Raw genomic sequence first — 24,185 nt, 5'->3', positions numbered from 1 at the left:
CGCTCATGGCCGTCAGCCGAGCCGCGCGCCTGGCGCCGGTGGTAGACATGGCCGAGAAGGCCGAGAAAACCGCCGTGCAGCGCATGGGTTACTTTCAAGGCCAGGTCAAGGTCGCTGAAAGCAAACTCGCCGACCTGAACGCCTTTCGTCTGGATTACTCCGAGCAGTGGATCGTACGCGGCAGCACGGGCGTGAGCGGGCAATGGCTGCTCGGCTTTCAGGGGTTTCTTGCGCAACTCGACACGGCCGTTGATCAGCAGCGCCAGAGCCTGGTCTGGCACCAGAACAATCTCGACAAGGCGCGTGACGAATGGCAGAAGGCGTTCGCCAAGGTCGAAGGCCTGCGCAAACTGGTCCAGCGGTATCGCGAAGAAGCGCAACGCCTGGAAGACAAGCGCGAGCAGAAGTTGCTGGATGAGTTGTCCCAGCGTTTGCCACGGCATGATCCGTTTTAAACAAGATAAAAAGATCGCAGCCTTCGGTAGCGCCTACACTGACCCCTGTAGGAGCTGCGGCACGCTGCGATCTTTTGACTTCGCTCTGCGCCTTGCCCCAACCCTGTCCAAGTGCTAAACCTTGTAGACGTTTGTTAATGACAAGGAAGCCAGTCAATGTCAGTCGTTACAGAAGTCTCTCCCGATGGTCACAAGGCAACGATTTCAGTCAAAGGACGATTCGATTTCGGTCGTCATCAGGAATTTCGCGAGTCCTACGAGCGACTCAATCAAAAGCCTGAGTCCTTCGTCGTCGACCTGAAAGAAGCCACTTACCTCGATAGTTCTGCGCTGGGCATGCTGCTTCTGCTGCGCGATCACGCCGGTGGCGATGAATCCGATATTCGCGTGGTCAACAGCAACTCCGACGTGCGCAAAATCCTCGCCATCTCCAACTTCGACAAACTGTTCGACATCAGTTGACGGCCATGCAGGCCCAAGAGCCGCTGATAATCCTGATCGCCGAAGACAGCGCTGCCGATCGGCTGCTGCTGTCGACCATCGTCCGTCGTCAGGGCCATGAAGTATTGACGGCGGCCAACGGTAGCGAAGCCGTCGAAATCTTCCGTCGCCAGCAACCGAGTCTGGTGCTGATGGACGCGATGATGCCGGTGATGGATGGCTTCGAAGCCGCGCGGCAGATCAAGGCACTGGCCGGGGAAACGTTGGTACCGATCATCTTTCTGACCTCGCTCACCGAAAGTGAAGCGCTGGCTCGCTGTCTGGAGGCTGGCGGCGACGACTTTCTGGCGAAGCCCTACAACCAGGTGATCCTTGCCGCCAAAATCAAGGCGATGGATCGCTTGCGCCGCTTGCAGGCCACGGTGCTGCAACAGCGCGACCTGATCGCCAAACATCACGACTACCTGCTTAATGAGCAACGTGTTGCCAAAGCGGTATTCGATAAGGTCGCGCATTCCGGTTGCTTGAGTGCGCCGAACATCCGCTATCTGCAATCTCCCTACGCGCTGTTCAACGGTGATTTGTTGCTGGCGGCGTACACGCCAGCGGGTGACATGCATGTGCTGCTCGGCGATTTTACCGGGCACGGCTTGCCGGCTGCGGTGGGGGCCATGCCGCTGGCGGAAGTGTTTTATGGCATGACAGCCAAGGGTTACGGCTTGTCCGAAACCCTGCGAGAGATGAATGCCAAGCTCAAACGCATTTTGCCGGTCGACATGTTTTGCTGCGCGACGCTGCTGTCCCTGAGCTTTCAACGGCGCTCGGTCGAGGTGTGGAACGGCGGCATGCCGGACGGCTATCTGCACCGGATTGCCAGTGGCGAACGCATACCGTTGGCCGCACGGCATCTGCCGCTGGGTGTGCTCAGCCCGCAAGCATTTGATGGCGGTACGCAAGTGCATCCGATGGCCGTCGGTGATCGGGTCTTCCTGTTGTCCGACGGGGTGATCGATACCAGCGATGCCAGCGACCAGTTGTTCGGCGTCGAGCGCCTACAGCAAGTATTCGCCGCCAATCGTGAGCCGGATCGGCTGTTCGAGGACATTGAGCGGGCACTGCGGGATTTTCGCGGCGAGGCTCGTGACGATGTCAGCATGGTCGAGGTCAGTCTGCTGGAGCCTGCGCAGGTTAATCCGCCGGCGCCGGTGTATTCGGACAGTGGCCAATTGAGCCCGCTGGACTGGTCGGTGAGCTTCGAATTCCGCGGCGCTACGCTCAGGCGTTACAACCCGTTGCCCTACCTGCTGCAGTTGCTTCTGGAAGTGCACGGCCTGCGCACGCAAAGCGGCGCGTTGTACAGCGTGCTCGCGGAGTTGTATTCCAATGCGTTGGAGCACGGGGTATTGGGGCTCGATTCCAGCCTCAAGCGCGATGCCGCAGGCTTCGCCCGCTATTATGAACAGCGCAACGCGCGTCTGGAGGTCTTGCAGGACGGCTATGTGCGTGTGCATTTGCAAGTCAGACCGCAAGGCACAGGTGGCTGTCTGGTCATTCGTGTCGACGACAGCGGCAAGGGATTTGATGTGGCGCGGGTGATGGAGCGACCGCTGGACGGTGTCCGTTTGTCGGGGCGTGGTGTCAGCGTAGTCCGTCAATTGGGGCGCAACGCCAGTTGGTCGGACGAAGGTCGTAGTGCCCACGTGGAGTTTTTCTGGGAGGTTGAGGCATAATCCGCGCAATTCTTGATCAAGGAGTGAGCAAGTGGCAGATAAACAAGTTGATCGCGAGGTACTGGATACCTTGCGCGAAGTGATGGAAGACAGTTATCCGGACCTGCTGGATACCTTCCTGAGCGATTCCGAAATCCGTTTGCATGAGCTGCAAAAGACCGCTGATGCCCGGGTTCTTTCGGAGGTTGCTCACAGCTTCAAGGGCAGCGCCAGCAATATGGGGGCTGTTCGACTGGCAGCGCTGTGCCAGGAGCTTGAATCCGACGCAAAAAACAAGAGCGCGGCAGAAAACGTCAAACTGGTGGCTGAAATCAGCGGCGAATTTGCCAATGTGCGCCCTGTTTACGAAAACGAGCGACAGCACATTCACCTTCACTGACGCCTCCGTTCGGCGCTTTTCTCAAGTGTCGGGCCAATATGGCCCGGCGCTTGCTAATAACTCCATAACTGTACCTTCGATCCCAGTGCAGCGGAGACCGTTTCATGCCTGCGACCCCCAACATTTTTCTTCAGAGCGCCGCCCAGGCCAAGGCTCAGGCCGCGTCTGTCAAAACGTCGGCAACGGCCGCAGACGCTGGGGACAAGGCTTCAAGCTTCGCTAAAGTGTTTGCCGAGCAGGGCTCAGGCAAGCCTGCGGTCTCTGCTGACAATTCGGTGAAATCGACGCGCGACAAGGTTGCAGACACCAGCAGCAAAAAGGACGTCGGCACCGATCAGTCTGCCGCTCCCGAGCCGACGGTTGCCGATAGCGGCAAGGCGTTGCCTGCTGATCAAGCGGCATCGAGCGACGACAAGGCTGCCAGCGACGATGGCGCACAGACGCCGGTGGCCGACGCCACTGTCGTTGACGCCCCAGTGGTCGACCCGGCGCTGGATCCGGCGTTGGCTGCCATCGTGCAACCGGCCATGACGGCGCCCGTGGTAGCGGCTCCAGTGGTTGCAGCGGCCGCACCGGTCCAGGACGAAACCCCGGAAGTTGCCGTGCTGCCGGGTATGGTCAAAGACCCGGCGGCCAGCGCCGACAGCGATTTCGATCCTTCGGCCGATCCGCTCGACTCGTTGCCTGCCGTGCGTATGGCGATGGAGCAGGGTGGTCATATTTCCGCCGCCAGTCAGGCCCAGCCCAAAGCTGCGCCAGCGCAGGTCGACGGTGAATTGACCTCGGCGCAGACTTTTGCCGCAGGCATGGCCAGCATGCTCGACGTGCAGACCGACAAGGACAGCACCAGTCAGGGCGGTGAAAAGGCCTTCAGCGGTCTGCTCGATGATGGCCTCAAAGACCTCAAGTCCGCCACCAGCGATACCCGCGTCGATGACTTCGCTAACCGTCTGGCGGCGCTGACCCAGGCGGCTACACCGAAGACCGCGAACGCTGTGCCGGTCAATCAGCCGATTGCCATGCATCAAAGCGGCTGGACCGAAGAAGTGGTCAACCGCGTCATGTATCTGTCGAGCGTCAATCTGAAGGCGGCGGACATTCAGTTGCAGCCGGCTGAATTGGGTCGTCTGGATATCCGCGTGAACATGGTCCCGGATCAGCAGACCCAAGTGACGTTCATGAGTGCGCACCCGAGTGTGCGTGAGGCGCTCGACGGCCAGATGCATCGCCTGCGTGAGATGTTCAACCAGCAGGGCATGGGCCAGGTCGACGTCAACGTGTCCGACCAGAACCGTGGCTGGCAGGGTCAGCAAGGTCAGGAGCAGGCGCAACAAGGCCAGAGCGGGCGTACCAATGCTGGCGGCGGTCGACTGGATTCGGCGGATGAAGACCTGGCAGCTGCCGCTGTTGCTGAAGCAGCCGTTCAAACCACCAGCGTGATCGGCACGAGCGCTGTCGATTATTACGCCTGATAAATCATAAATCCCCTGTAGGAGTGAGCCTGCTCGCGATAGCGTTCTGACAGTCAATATGTCCTTTGACTGACACACCGCTATCGCGAGCAGGCTCACTCCTACATTTGTTTTATGGCGCCCTCCCGTCAGCCTCCAACACTTCTGGCATAACACTTGCTCTTGCCTTGCCGTGCGACTGTGAAAACCCGAATAGTGACGGATTATTGGCATGGCGAAGAGCGAAACAGCAGCAGTAAAAGACCCCGCAACCAAAGGCAAACTCAAGCTGATCATCGTGATCGTGCTGGCGTTGTTGTTGGCCATTGGTGCGTCCGTGGGGGCGACCTGGTTCTTCATGCACAGCGCTCAGAGCAAGCCTGCCGATGCCGCCGAAGCTGCGCCGGTCGGCAAGCAGCCGGCGATTTTCGAGCCGATGGCGCCAGCCTTCGTTGCCAACTACAACCAGAACGGCCGTCAGCGCTACATGCAGGTGAGCATCACCATGCTGGCGCGTAACCAGGCCGATCTGGAAGCGCTGAAAGTGCACATGCCGGTGATCCGCAACAACCTGGTGATGCTCTTCTCCGGTCAGGATTTCGCCACATTGGCGACCCCGGTCGGCCAGGAAATGTTGCGCCAGAAGGCTACCGCCAGCGTGCAGGAAGTGGCGCAGAAAGAGCTGGGCAAAGTGGTGATCGAACAGTTGCTTTTCACTAATTTCGTACTGCAGTAGGAACACGACATGGCCGTGCAGGATCTGCTGTCCCAGGATGAAATCGATGCGCTGTTGCATGGCGTCGACGATGGTCTGGTACAGACCGATAACGCTGCCGAACCCGGCAGTGTCAAAAGCTACGACCTGACCAGCCAGGATCGCATCGTCCGTGGACGCATGCCGACTCTGGAAATGATCAACGAGCGTTTTGCCCGCTACACCCGCATCAGCATGTTCAACATGCTGCGCCGCTCGGCGGACGTTGCCGTCGGTGGCGTACAGGTGATGAAGTTCGGCGAATACGTGCACTCGTTGTATGTGCCGACCAGTCTCAACCTGGTCAAGATCAAACCCCTGCGCGGCACCGCGCTGTTCATCCTCGACGCCAAACTGGTGTTCAAACTGGTGGACAACTTCTTCGGCGGCGACGGCCGTCACGCCAAGATCGAAGGGCGTGAATTCACCCCGACCGAACTGCGCGTGGTGCGCATGGTGCTGGAGCAGGCCTTCGTCGATTTGAAAGAAGCCTGGCAGGCGATCATGGAAGTCAATTTCGAGTACATCAACTCGGAAGTGAATCCGGCCATGGCCAACATCGTCGGCCCGAGCGAAGCGATTGTGGTCTCCACCTTCCACATCGAACTCGATGGCGGTGGCGGCGACCTGCACGTGACCATGCCGTACTCGATGATTGAGCCGGTGCGTGAAATGCTCGACGCCGGTTTCCAGTCGGACCTCGACGATCAGGACGAGCGCTGGGTCAACGCCCTGCGCCAGGACGTGCTCGATGTCGACGTACCAATCGGCGCTACCGTTGCTCGTCGCCAGTTGAAACTGCGCGACATCCTGCACATGCAGCCGGGGGATGTGATCCCGGTCGAGATGCCGGACGAAATGATCATGCGCGCCAACGGCGTGCCGGCCTTCAAGGTCAAGATGGGCTCGCACAAAGGCAACCTCGCGTTGCAGGTGATCGAGCCGATCGAGCGTCGCTGAAGCGGCGCTTTCACCCCCACATTTAGCTGAATTTTTGCCCGCCGAGGACAAATGATGAACGACGATATGAACGCCCAGGACGATCAGGCACTGGCAGACGAATGGGCTGCTGCCCTGGAAGAAACCGGTGATGGTCAATCCGAAATCGACGCACTGCTGGCGGCCGACGCATCCAGCGGCTCGCGTCTGCCGATGGAAGAGTTCGGCAGCGTGCCGAAGAACAACGACCCGGTGACGCTGGACGGCCCGAACCTGGACGTGATCCTCGACATCCCGGTGTCCATCTCGATGGAAGTCGGCAGCACCGACATCAACATCCGCAACCTGCTGCAACTCAACCAAGGTTCGGTGATCGAGCTTGATCGCCTGGCCGGTGAGCCGCTGGACGTGCTGGTCAACGGCACGCTGATCGCTCATGGCGAAGTAGTGGTGGTCAACGAGAAGTTCGGCATCCGCCTGACCGACGTGATCAGCCCAAGCGAACGCATCAAGAAGCTGCGCTGAGTGAAAAGGTTTCTCTGGGCTCTGCTGGCTTTGCCCCTGTGCGTATTGGCCGCCGAACCGGTTACCGGCAACGCTGCACCTGCACCTGCACCTGCACCTGCCGCTGCTACCGCGCCGATGGTCAACAGTGGCGTGGCCGGGCAATTGACGCAGTTGGTGTTCGGCCTGCTGCTGGTGTTGGGGTTGATCTTCTTCCTCGCCTGGCTGTTGCGTCGGGTGCAGCAGGCGGGGCCGGCGGGCAAGGGGCAGGTGATCGAGCTGATCGGCTCGCGCGCGCTCGGCCCGCGTGACCGTCTGATGCTGGTGCAGGTCGGCAACGAGCAGATTCTGCTCGGTTTGAGCCCCGGCACCATCACCGCGCTGCACGTGCTCAAAGAGCCGGTCGAGGTGCCAGGCACCAGCGAGAAAGCGACGCCGGAATTTGCCCAGCATCTGCTGAGAATTCTCGGCAAGGATCAGAAGGATAAGAAGTAATGGGTGCGCTACGCATCGTCTTGACGCTGGCCCTGATGCTGGCCGCGCCGCTGGCGTTCGCCGCCGATCCGTTGTCGATCCCGGCGATCACGCTGGGCACCAACGCCGACGGCGCGCAGGAATATTCGGTCAGTCTGCAGATCCTGCTGATCATGACCGCGCTGAGCTTTATTCCGGCGGCGGTCATCCTGATGACCAGTTTCACGCGGATCATCATCGTCTTCTCGATCCTGCGTCAGGCCCTCGGCTTGCAGCAGACGCCGTCGAACCAGATCCTCACCGGCATGGCGCTGTTCCTGACGATGTTCATCATGGCGCCGGTGTTCGACCGGGTGAACAAGGATGCGCTGCAGCCGTATCTGGCGGAAACTCTCACCGCGCAACAAGCGGTGGAAAAGGCTCAGGTGCCGATCAAGGACTTCATGCTCGCGCAGACGCGCACCAGCGATCTTGAGTTGTTCATGCGTCTGTCCAAACGCACCGACATCGCGACCCCGGATCAAGCGCCGCTGACAATTCTGGTGCCGGCGTTCGTCACGTCCGAGCTGAAAACGGCGTTCCAGATCGGCTTCATGATCTTCATTCCCTTCCTGATCATCGACCTCGTCGTGGCCAGTGTGCTGATGGCGATGGGTATGATGATGCTCTCGCCGCTGATCATCTCGCTGCCGTTCAAGATCATGCTGTTCGTGCTGGTGGATGGCTGGGCGCTGATTATCGGCACCCTGGCCAGCAGTTTCGGAGGTGTCTCGCCATGACGCCGGAAGTCGCGGTCGATATCTTTCGTGAGGCGCTGTGGCTGACCACACTGATGGTCGCGATTCTGGTGGTGCCGAGCCTGTTGGTGGGCTTGCTGGTGGCGATGTTTCAGGCAGCCACGCAGATCAACGAACAGACTTTGAGCTTCCTGCCGCGTCTGCTGGTGATGCTGGTGACCCTGATTGTCGGCGGTCCGTGGATCGTGCAGACGTTCATGGAATACATCATCGAGTTGTACAAAAACATCCCGATGGTCATCGGCTAAGCCATGCAATCGCTGCTTCAGCTGACCGACACCCAGATCAGTTCCTGGGTGGCGACGTTCATGTTGCCGCTGTTTCGCGTGGCCTCGATGCTGATGGTCATGCCGGTATTCGGCACGACCCTCATCCCGCGGCGTGTGCGCCTGTATTTCGCCGTGGCAATCACCGTGGTGATAGTCCCTGGCCTGCCGCCGATGCCGGCGGTGAGTCCGCTCGATCTCAGTGGCTTGCTGCTGATTGCCGAGCAGATTCTGGTCGGCGCGGTGCTCGGGTTTTCCCTGCAACTGTTTTTCCAGGCGTTTGCCGTGGCCGGGCAGATTGTCGCGATCCAGATGGGCATGGGCTTCGCCTCGATGGTCGACCCGGCCAACGGCGTTTCGGTGGCAGTGATCGGGCAGTTTTTCACCATGCTCGTGACGTTGTTGTTCCTGTCGATGAACGGCCATCTGGTGGTATTTGAAGTCCTCACCGAGAGCTTCACCACGCTGCCGGTCGGCAGTGGGCTGATGACCGCGCATTATTGGGAGCTCGCCGGCAAACTCGGCTGGGTCCTGGGGGCGGCGTTGCTGCTGGTGCTGCCGGCAGTGACCGCGTTGCTGGTGGTTAACATCGCCTTTGGCGTAATGACCCGCGCCGCGCCGCAACTGAACATTTTTTCCATCGGTTTTCCGCTGACGCTGGTGCTCGGGCTGTTCATCGTCTGGGTCGGGCTGGCAGACATTCTCAATCAGTATCAGCCGCTGGCCACCGAGGCCTTGCAGTTGCTACGCGAACTGGCACGGGCGCGCTGAGTCATGGCAGAGAGCGAAAGCGGTCAGGACAAAACAGAAGACCCCACGGAGAAACGTAAAAAGGATTCCCGTGAGAAGGGCGAGATTGCCCGCTCGAAAGAGCTCAACACCCTCGCTGTAATGATGGCCGGTTCCGGCGCGCTGTTGGTGTTCGGCGGCATGCTTGCCGAAGACCTGATGGACCTGATGCGCCTGAACTTCACGCTGTCGCGCGAAGTGATCATGGACCAGGGCTCCATGGGCGCGTTTCTCTTGCAGTCAGGGAAAATCGCCTTGGTGGCGATTCAACCGATCATGATCACTCTGCTGTTGGCCGCACTGATCGGACCGATTTCCCTCGGAGGCTGGCTATTCGCGGCTGGCTCCATGGCGCCCAAGTTCAGCCGGATGAACCCGGCGGCGGGCCTGAAGCGGATGTTCTCGATGAAAGCCATCATCGAACTGCTCAAGGCGCTGGCCAAGTTTTCGATCACCCTGTCCGTGGCCCTGATGGTGTTGGCTGCGGACGTCGATGACTTGCTGCGTATTGCCCATGAACCGCTCGAGCTGGCGATCATTCACAGTGTGGTACTGGTCGGCTGGAGCACGCTGTGGCTCGCCTGCGGTCTGATCATCATCGCTGCGGTCGATGTCCCGGTGCAGATCTGGGAGAGCATGAAAAAGCTCAAGATGACCAAGCAGGAAGTGCGCGACGAACACAAGGATCAGGAAGGTCGGCCTGAAGTCAAACAGCGCATCCGCCAGACTCAGCGCGAGATGTCCCAGCGGCGCATGATGGCGGCAATTCCCGACGCCGACGTAGTCATCACCAACCCGACCCACTACGCCGTGGCGCTGAAATACGATTCGGAGAAGGGCGGGGCGCCGATGCTGATCGCCAAGGGCAGCGACTTCCTGGCGCTGAAGATCCGCGAAATCGCCGTGGCCAACAACGTCATGCTGCTTGAATCGCCGGGGTTGGCCCGGTCGATCTACTACTCCACCGAACTCGATCAGGAAATCCCTGGCGGGTTGTATCTGGCCGTTGCCCAGGTATTGGCCTACGTCTACCAGATCCGCCAATACCGCGCGGGCAAGGGCAAGCGTCCGGATCCGCTCAAGGATGATTTGCCGATTCCTCCGGACTTGCGGCGCGATTCCTGACATTACCGTGATGAAACAAAAAAACCGCCGTCCCGATTGAACGGGACGGCGGTTTTTTTATGTCAGGCCAAATGCCAATCCAACATTCACAGAGGTCATTGTGGCGAGGGGATTTATCCCCGTTGGGCTGCGCAGCAGCCCCTAAAAACTGAGCGTGCGGTATTCCTGATGTACCGAAGTTTGAGGTTTTACGACTGCTGCGCAGCCGAACGGGGATAAATCCCCTCGCCACATGGGATCTGCGTGGGGATTAGTTTGGCAACTCCAGATTATCCAGCACGCGATTCACCGCCAACTCGCCGAGCATGATCAGTTGCGCGATACCTAGCAGCGTCCTGCGTTGCGACGCTGGCAAGAGGCGGGCGAAGTCATTGGCGATGGTTTTGGCTGAGGCGAGTGTTTCGCAGGCATCGACCAGCAGTTCCTCGTTTTTGAAGTCTGCGGTAACGGCGTACATCCTGCGGGTTTGGCGTGGCGGTGGGGTGGAGCCGGGTGGGCAGAGATAGTGATCGAGCGCGCGGTCGGCGGCTTCGTTGAGTTTTTTTGAATCGAGGGATTCGTAGGGGGAGGTGGGGTCGGTTTCGGGTGGGTTGGGTGTTGGTTTGATCATGGTGAAGCTCCTGAGTTTATGGAGCCACTCTTTCCCTGTCGCTAAACAGGTAAAGGTGGCAGCTGTACGCAGGTTAGCGAACCGGTCTCAGGCACCCCGGTAGACCCGAAGGTCTCCCGCATACAGCCGCCATAACGTAATTGCGGGCGAAGAGTCCCACAACGAAGCCACGAACGCTGATGCACTGAGATGATCCGAGTCGCTAAACCCGATCGCTGATTCGTCAGCGACCGATCCACAATAGAACCCGTCTCCAAAGCGCACAAGCCGGCGGATTCTGGCGTAGCTGTAGGCAAAGGCGCAAGGCTTCGTAGCCTGGAACCAGTGTCTGCAAGTGTCTTTTAAACGTCCTCGTTTAGAAGCAACAGACTGCCACCAGCTGCATGCGATGAATGGAAAGTACATCGAAGATGTGAAGCTGGGGATCGCTGGACACGGTTACTCCTCTGAATCCTGAGTGCCTGTTCATGCGACTGGTGGGTGAGGGTGGCAGTTCCTTCCAGATAGCCCACCAGGCCCAAAAACTTGAAGCCTGCGATCTTTTGATCTTCACAAAACTAGATCAAGAGATCTCGGCCTCGTTTTACTCGAAAGATCCTGCGTTATATCTATTCCGGAGTGTGGCGCAGGAGTAGGAGGTTAAAGTTATGATGTTGTCTCTGTCAGCGATCGCAGCTAACTCGTAAATAGGCCGTTCGCGTTATTCGCTCCAGCCCAGACTTGTTATGTATACATCCGCGCCTGGGGTTAAACAGTAAACTTTAAGGTAGGTGATCGGTCTTTTTGAATCAAAAGATATCGTATCTTCTTCCCAGCTTTGCCTGCCAATAAGTTGGTCTGCGGCATCGTATAAAGCTACTGTTGTCGGAACCCAAGGTGTGCCCACAATCTGGATTTCGGTAGATGGAGTGCTTAATTTGATGCGCGCTTTAGCCAGCGAGCCTATAGCTAAAACTATATCTTCTTCATATTCCTCTTGTATTGCAGCCTCGCCACTTTCCATGTGAATGGTCAGGCCATGGATAGTCGTATATCCGGCTTCAGGAATAGGCGTGTATGTTTTTATAGTCTGGAAGTCTTCGTAATATGTATATGAAATATTCTGTGAATTGGTCATGGATGAAGCTCCTGTGTTTTGGGGATGTGCAGGCGCTATCAGAACGCGAAACGATTAAATGCGCACCTGTCAGATCTGACAGGTGCGGGCTGCTTTTCGACGAACGGTCATTGATGGAAAGTGAAGATCAAAAGACCGCAGCCCTCGACGGCACATACAGCCCCAACGACTAGGTGCTGGTATCGGCATGTGTAAAAAACCGAAAGTTCGCTCGCATTTCATTGATAGTTATGCGAGCCAACCGACGGGGCGGGATGTAATGTCACATGGCTAAATTCATTAATACTCAATGGTTATGTTGTCTATTCGGTAAAGAACCTTTGGATCTAAAGCAGCGTTATCAATTCGAAATTTTGATATTTTTGTTGGTGGTGTTGGCGTGAAGGAAAACCAATGCGGCGCGCCAAAAACTGTATGTGTAGTTTCTTTTCCGTACTGATCGTAAAAAATTATGCGGAAGTTGTAAATGACAGTGACTCTCAAGCGGGAAACGCCAAGAGTTATTTTTTTTGCGGGAGTATTTAATGTAAATGTGATAGAGCCGTGAGTCATTTCAAAATGTTTGTTTGATATGAATGGCAAGTGATCAGCAGGTGCTCCCGTAGCTATATACGCGGGTCTGGTGAAGTATGGCCTTGCCATCTCTATTTTTAAGTTTGGCAGAATAATTGGCCTGTCTGGATCGAGAACAGTCCCCACAGAGAGATTTTCGAAATCCACGATGTCTATTTGCGGTGCCTTGATAACGTAATTTTTTAGCGGAAAACTCAAAGCATTACTTTCAATATTGTTTTTATCCAGTGCAGCCTTGAAAACTAATTTGAGTTCACTGCCATCTTTCAACTCTTTCAGATAACTATAGGGCGCAGTGAGCGTGTGGTAACCCGCAGTTAACCAGCTTTCATGAACCTGGTTGCTCGCGCCGGTCAGTAGTGTGTGGTTATGAGCTGCTCCCTGGGTATTGGTGCCTTGCAAATAAAGCCATACTGGCTGCCCCAGCGCTATGTGAGGCCAGGCATCGACGCGGACGCTGGCACCTCCGGTCACATTCTCTATGACCAACTCAGGTCCTTCACCGCCGTTCGCTGCCTGCAACAGCCGTGGTTGTTTCAGGTGACCGACCGCCAGGGCTCCTACGTTGAGCAGAAAGGATGCCGAAGGTTTCGATGTGCTGCCATTGCGAATTACGTTGTAGTGCACCGTGACTGCCTTGCCCAGGTTGTAAGCCACCACCTTGTTGTCCAGTTCAATGGATTTCGCTCCCACCGTACCGACCTGCACAGGAGGAGTGGTGTGAGAACCACCCGCGGGCGTGCCGGCGGCCCCCGTCCACGTTACGCTGATCATGTCGGTGGCCAACATGCCGGGGTACTGGGGGATGATCGCCGTCAGCATGTCCTTGGCCGCGATGGGGTTCAGGCTGTCTCCAATAGCTTCCCTGATGTCGGGCGCTGTGAGCTCCAGCGCCACGCCGACATGAAACTCCAGCGCATTGGAATAACTGGTGCCGCCTGCCTTGCGAATGATGGAGTAAGACGCCGACACCATGCCGCCTTCATTGCCCTTGATCAGTTCGGCCTTGATCGGGAACGGAATCGGCTGGCCGGCGGTGAACGAGCTCAGCGTGACAGAGTCGCTGGCCTCTCCGGTTTTGGAGCCGAACCATTTATAGGTCACTACGTCGCCTTTGGCCGTGTCCCGGTATTCCACGGTGAGGGTGGTGCCGTTGGTGTCGGGGGGCAGGACGCCGTCGACGACGCCGTCCACTTTTGGTTCTGGCAACTCCAGGCGCGGCTCGCCGATTTGCAGGATCTCGGCGTGGATCGATTCGCGGATGGCGTGGGTCTGGTTGACCCGATTCATCGTGCCGAGCACCGAGTCGTCGATGAGCACCCGGTAGTACAACTCCAGCTGGCCGCCGGTGATCGGGGGCAGGTGCTCCGAGCCACGGATGTTCATAAACAGCGGCTGTTTGGCCGTGACGTCGCCTTGGGTGATTGAGCGCAGCAACAGATCGGGCAGGTAGGGGGTCAGGTCCGGGCGGGTGCCGAGCCAGAACAGCTGGATCGCCTGACCTTCGGCGAAGGAGTCGTCGAACGGAATTTTGATGCGCACCGTTGCCAACTCCGGATCGAGCGCACCCGACACCGCATCCAGCGCAACTGGCGCCGCGAGCCGCTGCAACTCGCCGATGACGCTGATGAACCGGGTCTTGGATCGCAGGTCGGGGGCGCCATCGGCCTTTTTCACCCGGTAGGACATCGCGAGCAGGGACTGGGCCATTAGCCGCAGTAAAGCGTTTGGCACCGTCATTACGTGAACGCTTGGCAAGTTGAACAACGGCTCGCCCGTTATCTCGATATCGATCGGGGCGCCCTCCACCGGAGTGCACCTGAGTCGCAATATGATGATGTCGCCCTCTTTGAATTTGTCGAGGTCAAAGGCCACGATCTGCGCATTGCTGTGGGTACCCTTCAGGTCCTTGACATCCAACACGTTGTTCACGGCTCTTTCGTGCAGCGGCGCCACCAATCGGGTTGCGTCGGTGGTGACCACCACGCGTTGCGCAAAGCTCCAGTCCGTGGAGCGGTTGTCCACCAGGTCGTAGACCTCGAAGGCCACCGCCAGACCCGTCTGATCGGAGTCTTCGGCCTTAAGGATGATGTCCTTGTCGATGTGAACGATGATCTCGTCTTTGCCCTCGGCCTGTTCATGGGTCAGCCGATCACTGAGCACAAAGACGCCACCCCAGGACACCTGGATCTGATCACCGGTCGCCGCGTTCGGATAAGGTGGCAAGCCGTCATCTTTGCCGATGGTGATCGGCACGCCGGCGGCGACGTTGTCCTTGTCAATGCCGCCTTGGATGATGTCCTTCGGGATGCTCATGATCAGCTCCGAATGGCCCGGCCCTTCGGTTTCGTCATGGCCGCCGGGGCGGGTGAGTTTGACCAGAACGTCCATCACCTCCGAAGGCTCGGCGCCTTGGTTGAGGCGGGTGACGGTGTAGGAAATGGTGTGCGTCCCTTCGGTGAGGCGTGCCGAAGGCACGAACATCTGCAGTTCTTTATCGACCTCGTCCTTGTCGATGGTGACTTGCCGGACCTGATCGCCGCCCATAATAATCGTCAGTTTGTCGCCAACCCCCATCAAGCTCCACGGCCCGGCCCGGCACAACAAGCCCTGGCGGGGAAAGTTATCAAGCGCAGCGGCCCGGTTGATCCCCCATACCATCGGCCTCAGGGACACCGGGCCGGTGCGGCCGGGGATGTCGAGTTCCTTGTGAACCAGGGTGCTGTTGTCGGGCATTTGAGGGGTGGACATGGGCGGGAACTCCGGTCGTGAAGATGACGGAGTGATTGAACGCGGGTTGGGGGATTTTCACACCTGTCAGATCTGACAGGTTTTTGCAATTTTCCGACCAGTGGTCGTCCGTCGCGCAGCCAAAAAACAAAAGTTTAAAGCCTGCGTAGAAGTTGGAAAGCTTCTTGCAGTACCCGCCGTGAGCCCGCTCTGGGCGTCAAAAGTTTGCTTTAAAGGAACGGGGAAAACCGGTGGATCGCTCTCAGTTACTCAACAGTGCTCGCTCAAACGTTGCCGACCTCAGTCGAGGCAATCTGGGCGTGCCGTTGTTGCTGCTGGTCATGTTGGCAATGATGATGTTGCCGATTCCGCCGTTCCTGCTGGACGTGTTTTTCACCTTCAACATTGCCTTGTCCATCGTCGTGCTGCTGGTGTGCGTTTACGCCCTGCGCCCACTGGATTTTGCGGTGTTCCCGACCATTCTGCTGGTGGCGACGCTGATGCGCCTGGCGCTGAACGTGGCGTCGACGCGGGTGGTGATGCTCCACGGTCAGGACGGCCACGCCGCCGCCGGTAAGGTGATCCAGGCCTTCGGTGAGGTGGTGATCGGCGGTAACTACGTGGTCGGTATCGTGGTTTTCGCGATTTTGATGATCATCAATTTTGTCGTGGTGACCAAGGGTGCCGGGCGGATTTCCGAGGTGAGCGCGCGTTTCACCCTCGATGCGATGCCCGGTAAACAAATGGCGATCGACGCCGACCTCAACGCCGGTCTGATCGACCAGAATCAGGCCAAGTCGCGTCGTCAGGAAGTCGCCCAAGAGGCCGAGTTCTACGGTTCGATGGACGGTGCGAGCAAGTTCGTCCGTGGTGACGCCATTGCCGGCCTGCTGATTCTGTTCATCAACCTCATCGGCGGTATGGCCGTCGGTATCTTCCAGCACGGCATGACCTTTGGCGATGCCGGTCGGGTTTACGCCTTGCTGACCATCGGTGACGGTTTGGTGGCGCAATTGCCATCACTGTTGTTATCGACAGCGGCGGCGATCATGGTAACCCGTGCTTCCGGTTCGGAAGACATGGGCAAGCAGATCAACCGCCAGATGTTCGCCTCGCCGAAAGCGCTGGCAGTGGCTGCGGGTTTGATGGCAGTCATGGGCCTGGTGCCGGGCATGCCACACTTCTCGTTCCTGAGCATGGCCGCACTGGCTGGCTTCGGTGCGTACCTGTTCTGGAAAAAACAGAACGTGGCCAAAGTCGTCGCGTTGGAAGAGGTCAAGCGTCAGCAGGAACTGCTGCCATCGCCGGCCCGCGCCATGGAAACCAAAGAGCTTGGCTGGGATGACGTGACCCCGATCGACATGATCGGCCTGGAAGTCGGCTATCGCCTGATCCCGCTGGTGGATCGCAATCAGGGCGGGCAATTGCTGGCGCGGATCAAGGGTGTGCGCAAGAAGCTCTCGCAGGATCTGGGCTTCCTGATGCCCACTGTGCACATTCGTGACAACCTCGATCTGGCGCCGAGCGCGTATCGCCTGACCTTGATGGGGGTGATCCTGGCTGAGGCCGAGATCTACCCGGATCGCGAACTGGCGATCAACCCCGGCCAGGTCTACGGCGCGCTCAACGGTATCAACGCCAAAGATCCGGCTTTCGGTCTGGAAGCGGTGTGGATCGAAATCAGCCAGCGCGCGCAGGCGCAATCGCTGGGCTATACCGTTGTGGATGCGAGCACCGTGGTCGCGACGCACTTGAATCAGATTCTGTACAAGCACTCCAGCGAGCTGATCGGCCACGAGGAAGTGCAGCAACTCATGCAATTGCTGGCCAAAAGCTCGCCAAAACTGGCGGAAGAGCTGGTGCCGGGCGTGGTGTCGTTGTCGCAGTTGCTCAAGGTGCTGCAAGCGTTGCTGGCCGAACATGTGCCGGTACGCGATATCCGCAGCATTGCCGAAGCCATCGCCAACAACGCCGCGAAGAGTCAAGATACCGCCGCGTTGGTGGCTGCTGTGCGGGTCGGCGTATCTCGCGCAATCGTCCAAAGCATTGTAGGCACTGAGTCTGAGCTGCCAGTTATCACTCTGGAGCCAAGGTTGGAACAGATATTGCTCAATAGTCTGCAGAAGGCAGGACAAGGCTCGGAAGAGGGCGTTCTGCTGGAGCCAAGCATGGCCGAGAAGCTGCAACGTTCGCTGATCGAAGCGGCGCAGCGGCAGGAAATGCAAGGTCAGCCGGTGATCCTCTTGGTAGCCGGCCCGATCCGCGCGATGCTCTCGCGCTTTGGCCGCCTGGCAGTCCCTGGATTGCACGTGCTGGCCTACCAGGAAATACCGGACAACAAGCAAGTGACGATCGTTGCGACAGTAGGGCCCAACGGCTGAGGTAGTGGTTTATGCAAGTTAAGCGTTTTTTCGCCGCCGATATGCGTCAGGCCATGAAGCTGGTTCGTGATGAGCTGGGCGCTGATGCCGCCATCATTGGCAACCGCCGCATTGCCGGCGGCGTCGAACTGACGGCGGCGCTGGATTACAAGTTGTCGGCGCTGGCGCCACGGGTTCCGAACATGGAACTCGAAGACGAGCTGCGCAAGACCCAGTCGCGCATCGTCACCGCCCAGGCCGAATTGAGCCTGCGTGGCGAAGCCGACGGCGACACCAATCGCCAGCTGTTCGCCGGTTTGCCAATGACGGCCGGCCTGCCGCTGACCGCTGCCGAACCGTTGAGCGAGCCGACTTATGCGGCCCCGGCGCGTCCGGCCCCGGCACCTGCGCAATCGTCCGGCGGGATTGATCCGCGCGCACTGGACTCGATGCGTTTTGAATTGAATAGCCTGCGCGAGCTGATGGAAGTTCAGCTTGGCACCCTCGCCTGGAATCAGCTGCAAGGCAGCCGCCCAGCGCAAGCCAACCTGTATCGCCGTCTGCAACGGATTGGCCTGTCCGGCCCGTTGTCGCGCGACCTGCTGGCGATGATCACGGATATCGAAGAACCGCGTCAGGCCTGGCGCATGCTGCTGGCGCACCTGGCGCGGATGATTGCCGTACCGGAAGTCGAGCCGCTGGAAGAGGGCGGTGTGATTGCCATGGTCGGCCCTGCCGGCATGGGCAAGACCACCACGCTGGCCAAGCTTGCTGCCCGTTACGTGCTCAAGTACGGCGCGCAGAATGTCGCGCTGGTGAGCATGGACAGCTTCCGCATCGGCGCGCAGGAACAACTGAAGACCCTGGGCCGGATTCTCAACGTGCCGGTAACGCACGTCGATCCGGGTCAGTCGCTGGTGCAGGCCCTGGACCCGCTGCTGCGCAAACGCGTGGTGCTGATCGATACCGCCGGCCTGCAGGCCAGCGATCCGGCACTGCGTATGCAGCTCGAGAGCCTGGCCGGGCGTGGCATCCGTTCAAAAAATTATCTCGTGCTGGCAACCACCAGCCAGAAACAGGTTCTAACCGCCGCTTATCACAGTTACAAGCGTTGCGGGCTCGCCGGGTGCATCCTGACTAAACTGGATGAAACGGCCAGCCTCGGCGAAGTGTTGAGCCTGGCGATCAGTCATGAATTGCCGGTCGCGTATCTGACCGATGGCCCACGGATTCCGGATGATTTGCATCTGCCGCGCCGTCATCAACTGGTCAGCCGCGCCGTCAGCGTGCAAATGCAGGAAGAACCCAGCGAAGAAGCCATGGCTGACATGTTCGCTGATATCTATCACAGCCCGACCAAGCAGGTAGGCTGAGGTAATCATGAACCGTTTTTGTACCTACATCGATGGTCTGCCATGCATTGTTCCGTTTGTGAACGCGCAGCCAGTAATGTGGCCTCCGTCTATGCAAGACAAGGTAAAGAAATAACATGGGCAGCATGCATCCCGTACAGGTGATCGCGGTGACCGGCGGCAAAGGTGGCGTCGGCAAGACTAACGTGTCAGTGAACTTGTCTCTGGCGCTGGCAGAGCTTGGCCGTCGGGTCATGCTGCTGGACGCCGATCTGGGGCTGGCGAACGTCGACGTTCTGTTGGGCCTGACGCCCAAACGCACCTTGGCCGACGTGATCGAAGGCCGCTGCGAGTTGCGCGACGTGCTGTTGCAAGGCCCGGGCGGAATTCGCATCGTGCCTGCCGCATCGGGCACTCAGAGCATGGTGCATCTGAGCCCGGCTCAGCATGCCGGTCTGATTCAGGCGTTCAGCGACATCGGCGACAATCTCGACGTACTGGTGATCGACACCGCTGCGGGTATTGGTGACTCGGTAGTCAGTTTCGTACGCGCCGCGCAAGAAGTGTTGCTGGTGGTTTGCGACGAGCCGACTTCGATCACTGACGCTTACGCGCTGATCAAGTTGCTCAACCGCGATTACGGCATGAACCGCTTCCGCGTCCTCGCCAACATGGCGCAGAGCCCGCAGGAAGGGCGCAACCTGTTCGCCAAGTTGACCAAGGTCACGGATCGCTTCCTTGACGTAGCCCTACAATACGTCGGCGCCGTGCCTTACGACGAAAGCGTGCGCAAGGCCGTGCAGAAACAACGTGCGGTCTATGAAGCCTTTCCGCGCTCCAAGTGCGCCCTGGCGTTCAAGGCAATTGCACAGAAGGTCGATACCTGGCCGCTGCCTGCCAACCCGCGCGGCCACCTTGAATTCTTCGTCGAGCGCCTCGTGCAGCAAACGGCAGGGCCTGTCATATGACCGCAAGCGGTATGAACTACTACAAGAAGTCGGCACGTGATGCGCAGTACGAGTTGATCGAGCGTTACGCGCCACTGGTCAAACGCATTGCCTATCACTTGCTGGCACGGTTGCCGGCGAGTGTGCAGGTCGAAGACCTGATCCAGGCCGGGATGATCGGCCTGCTCGAAGTCTCGACCAAATATGACGCCAGCAAAGGCGCCAGTTTCGAAACGTACGCGGGCATTCGAATCCGCGGCGCGATGCTCGACGAAGTGCGCAAAGGGGACTGGGCGCCACGCTCGGTTCACCGCAATACCCGTATGGTCAGCGACGCAATTCGCTCGATTGAAGCTAAAACCGGCCGTGATGCTAAAGATCACGAAGTTGCGGCCGAACTCCAATTGAGTCTCGATGATTATTACGGGATTTTGAATGACACCTTGGGCAGCCGCCTGTTCAGTTTCGACGACCTGTTGCAGGACGGCGAACACGAAGGGCTGCACGAGGATGGCGCGAGTGCTCATCTTGAGCCGTCACGCGATCTGGAAGATGAACGCTTCCAGGCAGCGCTGGCGGACGCGATTGCCAATTTGCCGGAGCGTGAGCGACTGGTGTTGGCGCTGTACTACGACGAAGAGCTGAACCTCAAGGAGATCGGTGAAGTCCTTGGCGTCAGTGAATCGCGGGTCAGCCAGTTACACAGCCAGTGCGCGGCCCGTTTGCGGGGGCGTTTGGGGGAGTGGCGAGCGCGCTGAAGGCAGTGTGGGGACACTGCGAACGAGGCTGGTGCGGTGATGAACGGCACCGGTCTTGCTCTGTTGTGCTCCAGACAGTCTTTGAGTGTTACGCCGGATTGAATGAAATGGCGCGTCCAGGTGCTGGGCGCGTTTAAGACTGCTTGGAGGTCGAATTGGACAAGAACATGAAAATCCTCATCGTTGATGACTTCTCAACGATGCGGCGGATCATCAAGAACCTGCTGCGCGATCTGGGGTTCACCAACACCGTCGAGGCTGACGATGGCATTACCGCCATTCCGGTTCTCAACAGCGGCAGCATCGACTTTCTGGTAACGGACTGGAACATGCCGGGCATGACCGGTATCGACCTGCTGCGTCACGTGCGCGCCGATGAAAAACTCAAGCACCTGCCAGTGCTGATGGTGACCGCTGAAGCCAAGCGCGAACAGATCATTGAAGCAGCCCAGGCCGGTGTAAACGGCTATGTGGTGAAACCCTTCACGGCCCAGGCGTTGAAAGACAAAATCGAGAAGATTTTCGAACGCATCGGTTGAGAAACTGCGCCACGGGGGAGCTATGGACCACAACGAATCTTCACAGGGCGATTTTGAATCGACCCTGAAAAAACATGCGGTCGAACTGGTCGAAAGCCTTGAAAAGGGCAGGTTCGGCGACGCTGTGCAATTGATCCATGAGCTCAATCAGACCCGTGACCGTGGCCTGTACCAGGAAGTTGGCAAGCTCACACGTGAACTGCACAGTGCGATCGTCAATTTCCAGATTGATCCGAACATGCCGCAGGCCGAGGAAGTGTCGCAAATTACCGACGCCACCGAACGCCTGGGCTATGTGGTCAAGCTGACGGAAGCCGCGGCCAACCGCACCATGGATCTGGTGGAAAACGCCACGCCGGTGGTCAATGGTCTGGCTGAGGAAGCCCAGGCCTTGAGTACCGATTGGGGTCGTTTCATGCGTCGTGAAGTCGGGGCTGAAGAGTTCCGTGAACTGGCGCGCCGGGTCGACGGTTTTCTGTCACGCAGCACCACGGGCAACCGTGCGGTGTCGAGCAATCTGAACGACATCCTGCTGGCTCAGGATTATCAGGACCTCACCGGTCAGGTGATCAAGCGTGTGACCCAACTGGTCACCGAAGTCGAAAGCAATTTGCTCAAACTCGTGCTCATGGCCAGTCAGGTGGACCGCTTTGCGGGCATCGAACATGACCGTGCGGCGATGCTCGCTGAAAAAGATCCACAAAAACATCTCTCGCAGGGTGAAGGTCCGCAGATTCATGCCGATAAACGAGAAGACGTTGTGTCCGGTCAGGACGATGTGGACGATTTGCTATCCAGCCTTGGATTTTGAAGTTTAGGTTTTTAGACCTGTTAGGAGCACCCCCTTAATGAGCTTCGGCGCCGATGAAGAGATCCTTCAGGATTTCCTGGTTGAGGCCGGCGAGATTCTTGAGCAGCTGTCAGAACAATTGGTCGAGCTGGAAAGCCGCCCGGATGATGCTGATCTGCTCAACGCAATTTTTCGCGGTTTCCACACTGTAAAAGGGGGCGCCGGCTTCCTTCAGCTCAATGAGCTGGTTGAGTGCTGTCACATCGCCGAAAACGTGTTCGACATCCTGCGAAAGGGTGAGCGTCGCGTTGATTCAGAACTGATGGACGTTGTCCTCGAAGCACTGGATGCGGTGAACGGCATGTTCACCGAAGTGCGCGAGCGCAGCCCGATTACGGCGGCTACGCCTGAACTGCTGGCCGCTTTGGCGCGCCTGGCCGAGCCGCAAGCGGCTGATGCCGTCGCGGTTGAAGAAGTCGTCGAGGCACCGGTTGCCGAAAGCGATTCGGGCGACATCACCGATAACGAATTTGAACAGTTGCTGGACTCGCTAAACGCCGTCAAGGCGCAGGCCGAAGCCCCGGCGGCTGCCGCTGCGCCTGCTGCAACCGAAGCGGCCAGCGATGAAATCACCGATGCCGAGTTCGAGTCGTTGCTCGATCAACTGCACGGCAAAGGCCAGTTCGCGGTTGATGCTGTGGCCCCAGCGGCGGCGGCCCCTGCGGCCCCGGCCAAGGGCGACAGCTCGGACATCACCGACGACGAATTCGAAGCACTGCTCGATCAGTTGCACGGCAAGGGCAACTTTGCCGTTGATGCGCTGGAATCGGCCATTGCCGCGGTGCCTGCGCCTGCTGCTCCGGCGGCGGCTGCGGCCGGTAGCGACCTGATCAGCGATCACGAATTCGAATCGCTGCTCGACGAATTGCACGGCAAAGGCAAGTTCACTGAAGTGGGTACCGCGTCTGCCGGCAGCACTGCCGCCGTCGCCACGCCTGCCGCCAAGGCCCCCGCCGCAGCGCCCAAGCCTGCGCCGAAAGCCGAATCGCCAAAACCTGCGGCCGCTGCTGCACCGGCTCCGGCCCGTGCGCCAGCCGCGCCACCGCCGGAAAAACCGGCCAGCGAAGCCGAAACCACCGTGCGGGTCGACACTGCGCGTCTCGACGAAATCATGAACATGGTCGGCGAGCTGGTGCTGGTGCGTAACCGTCTGGTGCGCCTGGGTCTTAACAGCGGCGACGAAGCCATGCAAAAGGCTGTGTCGAACCTCGACGTGGTCACGGCTGACTTGCAGACCGCGGTGATGAAAACGCGGATGCAGCCGATCAAGAAAGTCTTCGGGCGCTTCCCGCGTCTGGTTCGCGACCTGGCTCGTCAGCTCAAGAAAGAAATCAACCTGGAACTGGTCGGCGAAGAAACCGACCTCGACAAAAACCTTGTCGAGGCCCTGGCCGATCCGCTGGTCCACTTGGTGCGCAACGCGGTCGACCACGGCATCGAGTCGCCGGAAGACCGCGAAGCTTCGGGCAAGGCCCGTGGCGGCAAAGTGGTGCTGGCCGCCGAGCAGGAAGGCGATCACATCCTGCTGTCGATTTCCGATGACGGCAAAGGCATGGACCCGAACGTCCTGCGCGCCATCGCGGTAAAACGCGGTGTGATGGACAAGGATGCAGCCGATCGCCTGAGCGATACCGAGTGCTACAACCTGATCTTCGCCCCTGGGTTCTCGACCAAGACCGAGATCTCCGACGTGTCCGGCCGCGGTGTCGGCATGGACGTGGTGAAGACCAAGATTTCCCAGCTCAACGGTTCGATCAACATCTACTCGACCAAGGGCCAGGGCTCGAAGATCGTCATCAAGGTGCCGTTGACCCTGGCGATCATGCCGACGCTGATGGTCATGCTGGGCAATCAGGCGTTTGCGTTCCCGCTGGTCAACGTCAACGAAATCTTCCACCTCGACCTGTCGACCACCAACGTCGTCGACGGTCAGGAAGTGGTGATCGTGCGGGACAAGGCCTTGCCATTGTTCTACCTCAAGCGCTGGCTGGTCAGCTCCGCCGCTCACGAAGAGCAGCGCGAAGGCCATGTGGTGATCCTTTCGGTGGGCACTCAGCGGATCGGCTTCGTCGTCGATCAACTGGTCGGCCAGGAAGAAGTGGTCATCAAGCCATTGGGCAAGATGCTTCAGGGCACTCCGGGCATGTCCGGCGCCACCATCACTGGTGACGGCCGTATCGCGCTGATCCTTGATGTTCCGAGCATGCTCAAGCGTTACGCCGCACGGCGTATTTGAATCCGGGGC

23 protein-coding genes are annotated in these 24,185 nt (G+C 58.7%); 20 read left to right on the top strand and 3 right to left on the bottom strand.

Translation table 11 applies throughout. The annotated features are described in order from the left end of the window. Positions 1 to 5 precede the first annotated feature (5 nt). From fliJ to flhB, 13 genes are all read left to right on the top strand, one after another. Positions 6 to 455: a flagellar export protein FliJ gene (gene fliJ, locus ICA15_RS03830; RefSeq protein WP_115147823.1), complete on the top strand. Its 450-nt coding sequence runs from the start codon at positions 6 to 8 to the stop codon at positions 453 to 455. Positions 456 to 611: 156 nt separating this feature from the next. Further along, positions 612 to 917: an STAS domain-containing protein gene (locus tag ICA15_RS03825; protein WP_150618510.1), complete on the top strand. Its 306-nt coding sequence runs from the start codon at positions 612 to 614 to the stop codon at positions 915 to 917. A 5-nt stretch (positions 918 to 922) separates the two neighbouring features. Continuing rightward, positions 923 to 2,626 carry a fused response regulator/phosphatase gene (locus ICA15_RS03820; RefSeq protein ID WP_150618511.1) on the top strand — a complete coding sequence of 568 codons (1,704 nt, stop codon included), beginning with the start codon at positions 923 to 925 and terminating at the stop codon, positions 2,624 to 2,626. A gap of 31 nt (positions 2,627 to 2,657) precedes the next feature. Next, complete coding sequence (locus ICA15_RS03815; RefSeq protein WP_210553698.1) at positions 2,658 to 3,005, top strand: Hpt domain-containing protein; 348 nt, start codon at positions 2,658 to 2,660, stop codon at positions 3,003 to 3,005. Positions 3,006 to 3,109: 104 nt separating this feature from the next. Then, positions 3,110 to 4,477, top strand: coding sequence for a flagellar hook-length control protein FliK (locus ICA15_RS03810; RefSeq protein WP_210553697.1), 1,368 nt, complete (start codon positions 3,110 to 3,112; stop codon positions 4,475 to 4,477). Between the two features lie 211 nt (positions 4,478 to 4,688). After that, the gene (fliL, locus tag ICA15_RS03805; RefSeq protein WP_150602913.1) at positions 4,689 to 5,192 is read left to right on the top strand and encodes a flagellar basal body-associated protein FliL; all 504 of its coding nucleotides are present in this window, start codon (positions 4,689 to 4,691) and stop codon (positions 5,190 to 5,192) included. Positions 5,193 to 5,201: 9 nt separating this feature from the next. Then, positions 5,202 to 6,170: a flagellar motor switch protein FliM gene (fliM, locus tag ICA15_RS03800; RefSeq protein ID WP_007920032.1), complete on the top strand. Its 969-nt coding sequence runs from the start codon at positions 5,202 to 5,204 to the stop codon at positions 6,168 to 6,170. A gap of 54 nt (positions 6,171 to 6,224) precedes the next feature. Next, positions 6,225 to 6,674, top strand: a complete 450-nt coding sequence (fliN, locus tag ICA15_RS03795; RefSeq protein ID WP_042558227.1) for a flagellar motor switch protein FliN — start codon at positions 6,225 to 6,227, stop codon at positions 6,672 to 6,674. Continuing rightward, positions 6,675 to 7,148, top strand: coding sequence for a flagellar biosynthetic protein FliO (fliO, locus tag ICA15_RS03790; RefSeq protein ID WP_210553696.1), 474 nt, complete (start codon positions 6,675 to 6,677; stop codon positions 7,146 to 7,148). Next, the gene (fliP, locus tag ICA15_RS03785; RefSeq protein WP_016984314.1) at positions 7,148 to 7,906 is read left to right on the top strand and encodes a flagellar type III secretion system pore protein FliP; all 759 of its coding nucleotides are present in this window, start codon (positions 7,148 to 7,150) and stop codon (positions 7,904 to 7,906) included. Before fliO ends, fliP begins: the two co-directional genes overlap by 1 nt. Beyond that, complete coding sequence (gene fliQ / locus ICA15_RS03780) at positions 7,903 to 8,172, top strand: flagellar biosynthesis protein FliQ (RefSeq protein ID WP_042558229.1); 270 nt, start codon at positions 7,903 to 7,905, stop codon at positions 8,170 to 8,172. Before fliP ends, fliQ begins: the two co-directional genes overlap by 4 nt. A 3-nt stretch (positions 8,173 to 8,175) precedes the next feature. Then, positions 8,176 to 8,961: a flagellar biosynthetic protein FliR gene (fliR, locus tag ICA15_RS03775; protein ID WP_103305378.1), complete on the top strand. Its 786-nt coding sequence runs from the start codon at positions 8,176 to 8,178 to the stop codon at positions 8,959 to 8,961. A 3-nt stretch (positions 8,962 to 8,964) separates the two neighbouring features. Next, positions 8,965 to 10,104, top strand: coding sequence for a flagellar biosynthesis protein FlhB (flhB, locus tag ICA15_RS03770; RefSeq protein WP_150618514.1), 1,140 nt, complete (start codon positions 8,965 to 8,967; stop codon positions 10,102 to 10,104). A gap of 250 nt (positions 10,105 to 10,354) precedes the next feature. Here flhB and ICA15_RS03765 read toward each other — a convergent pair whose 3' ends face one another. The 3 genes from ICA15_RS03765 to ICA15_RS03755 form a co-directional block, all read right to left on the bottom strand. Next, a complete protein-coding gene (locus tag ICA15_RS03765; RefSeq protein ID WP_210553695.1) occupies positions 10,355 to 10,714 on the bottom strand; it encodes a DUF6124 family protein in 360 nt (119 codons plus the stop codon). Between the two features lie 700 nt (positions 10,715 to 11,414). Then, positions 11,415 to 11,831, bottom strand: a complete 417-nt coding sequence (locus tag ICA15_RS03760; RefSeq protein ID WP_210553694.1) for a hypothetical protein — start codon at positions 11,829 to 11,831, stop codon at positions 11,415 to 11,417. A gap of 279 nt (positions 11,832 to 12,110) precedes the next feature. Further along, positions 12,111 to 15,155 carry a hypothetical protein gene (locus ICA15_RS03755; RefSeq protein WP_210553693.1) on the bottom strand — a complete coding sequence of 1,015 codons (3,045 nt, stop codon included), beginning with the start codon at positions 15,153 to 15,155 and terminating at the stop codon, positions 12,111 to 12,113. Positions 15,156 to 15,385: 230 nt separating this feature from the next. Here ICA15_RS03755 and flhA point away from each other — a divergent pair, with 230 nt between their 5' ends. The 7 genes from flhA (at position 15,386) to ICA15_RS03720 (ending at position 24,176) form a co-directional block, all read left to right on the top strand. Then, complete coding sequence (flhA, locus tag ICA15_RS03750) at positions 15,386 to 17,515, top strand: flagellar biosynthesis protein FlhA (protein ID WP_150601170.1); 2,130 nt, start codon at positions 15,386 to 15,388, stop codon at positions 17,513 to 17,515. A gap of 11 nt (positions 17,516 to 17,526) precedes the next feature. Next, positions 17,527 to 18,867, top strand: a complete 1,341-nt coding sequence (gene flhF, locus ICA15_RS03745) for a flagellar biosynthesis protein FlhF (protein ID WP_047300277.1) — start codon at positions 17,527 to 17,529, stop codon at positions 18,865 to 18,867. 116 nt (positions 18,868 to 18,983) lie between these two features. Further along, on the top strand, positions 18,984 to 19,814 hold the full coding sequence (gene fleN / locus ICA15_RS03740; protein ID WP_016771060.1) for a flagellar synthesis regulator FleN: 831 nt from the start codon (positions 18,984 to 18,986) through the stop codon (positions 19,812 to 19,814). Then, positions 19,811 to 20,551, top strand: a complete 741-nt coding sequence (gene fliA, locus ICA15_RS03735; RefSeq protein WP_007920004.1) for an RNA polymerase sigma factor FliA — start codon at positions 19,811 to 19,813, stop codon at positions 20,549 to 20,551. The genes fleN and fliA overlap by 4 nt, the downstream gene beginning before the upstream one ends. A gap of 167 nt (positions 20,552 to 20,718) precedes the next feature. Further along, the gene (locus tag ICA15_RS03730; RefSeq protein WP_008072643.1) at positions 20,719 to 21,090 is read left to right on the top strand and encodes a chemotaxis response regulator CheY; all 372 of its coding nucleotides are present in this window, start codon (positions 20,719 to 20,721) and stop codon (positions 21,088 to 21,090) included. A 22-nt stretch (positions 21,091 to 21,112) separates the two neighbouring features. Then, positions 21,113 to 21,901 carry a protein phosphatase CheZ gene (locus ICA15_RS03725; RefSeq protein WP_150601172.1) on the top strand — a complete coding sequence of 263 codons (789 nt, stop codon included), beginning with the start codon at positions 21,113 to 21,115 and terminating at the stop codon, positions 21,899 to 21,901. A gap of 37 nt (positions 21,902 to 21,938) precedes the next feature. Then, a complete protein-coding gene (locus ICA15_RS03720) occupies positions 21,939 to 24,176 on the top strand; it encodes a chemotaxis protein CheA (RefSeq protein WP_210553692.1) in 2,238 nt (745 codons plus the stop codon). Positions 24,177 to 24,185 lie beyond the last annotated feature (9 nt).

This window comes from Pseudomonas sp. P116, assembly GCF_020149425.1.
Taxonomy (GTDB): Bacteria; Pseudomonadota; Gammaproteobacteria; order Pseudomonadales; family Pseudomonadaceae; genus Aquipseudomonas; species Aquipseudomonas anatoliensis.
Note: the sequence above shows the minus strand (reverse complement) of the source record. Positions and strands in the feature narration are given on the sequence as shown.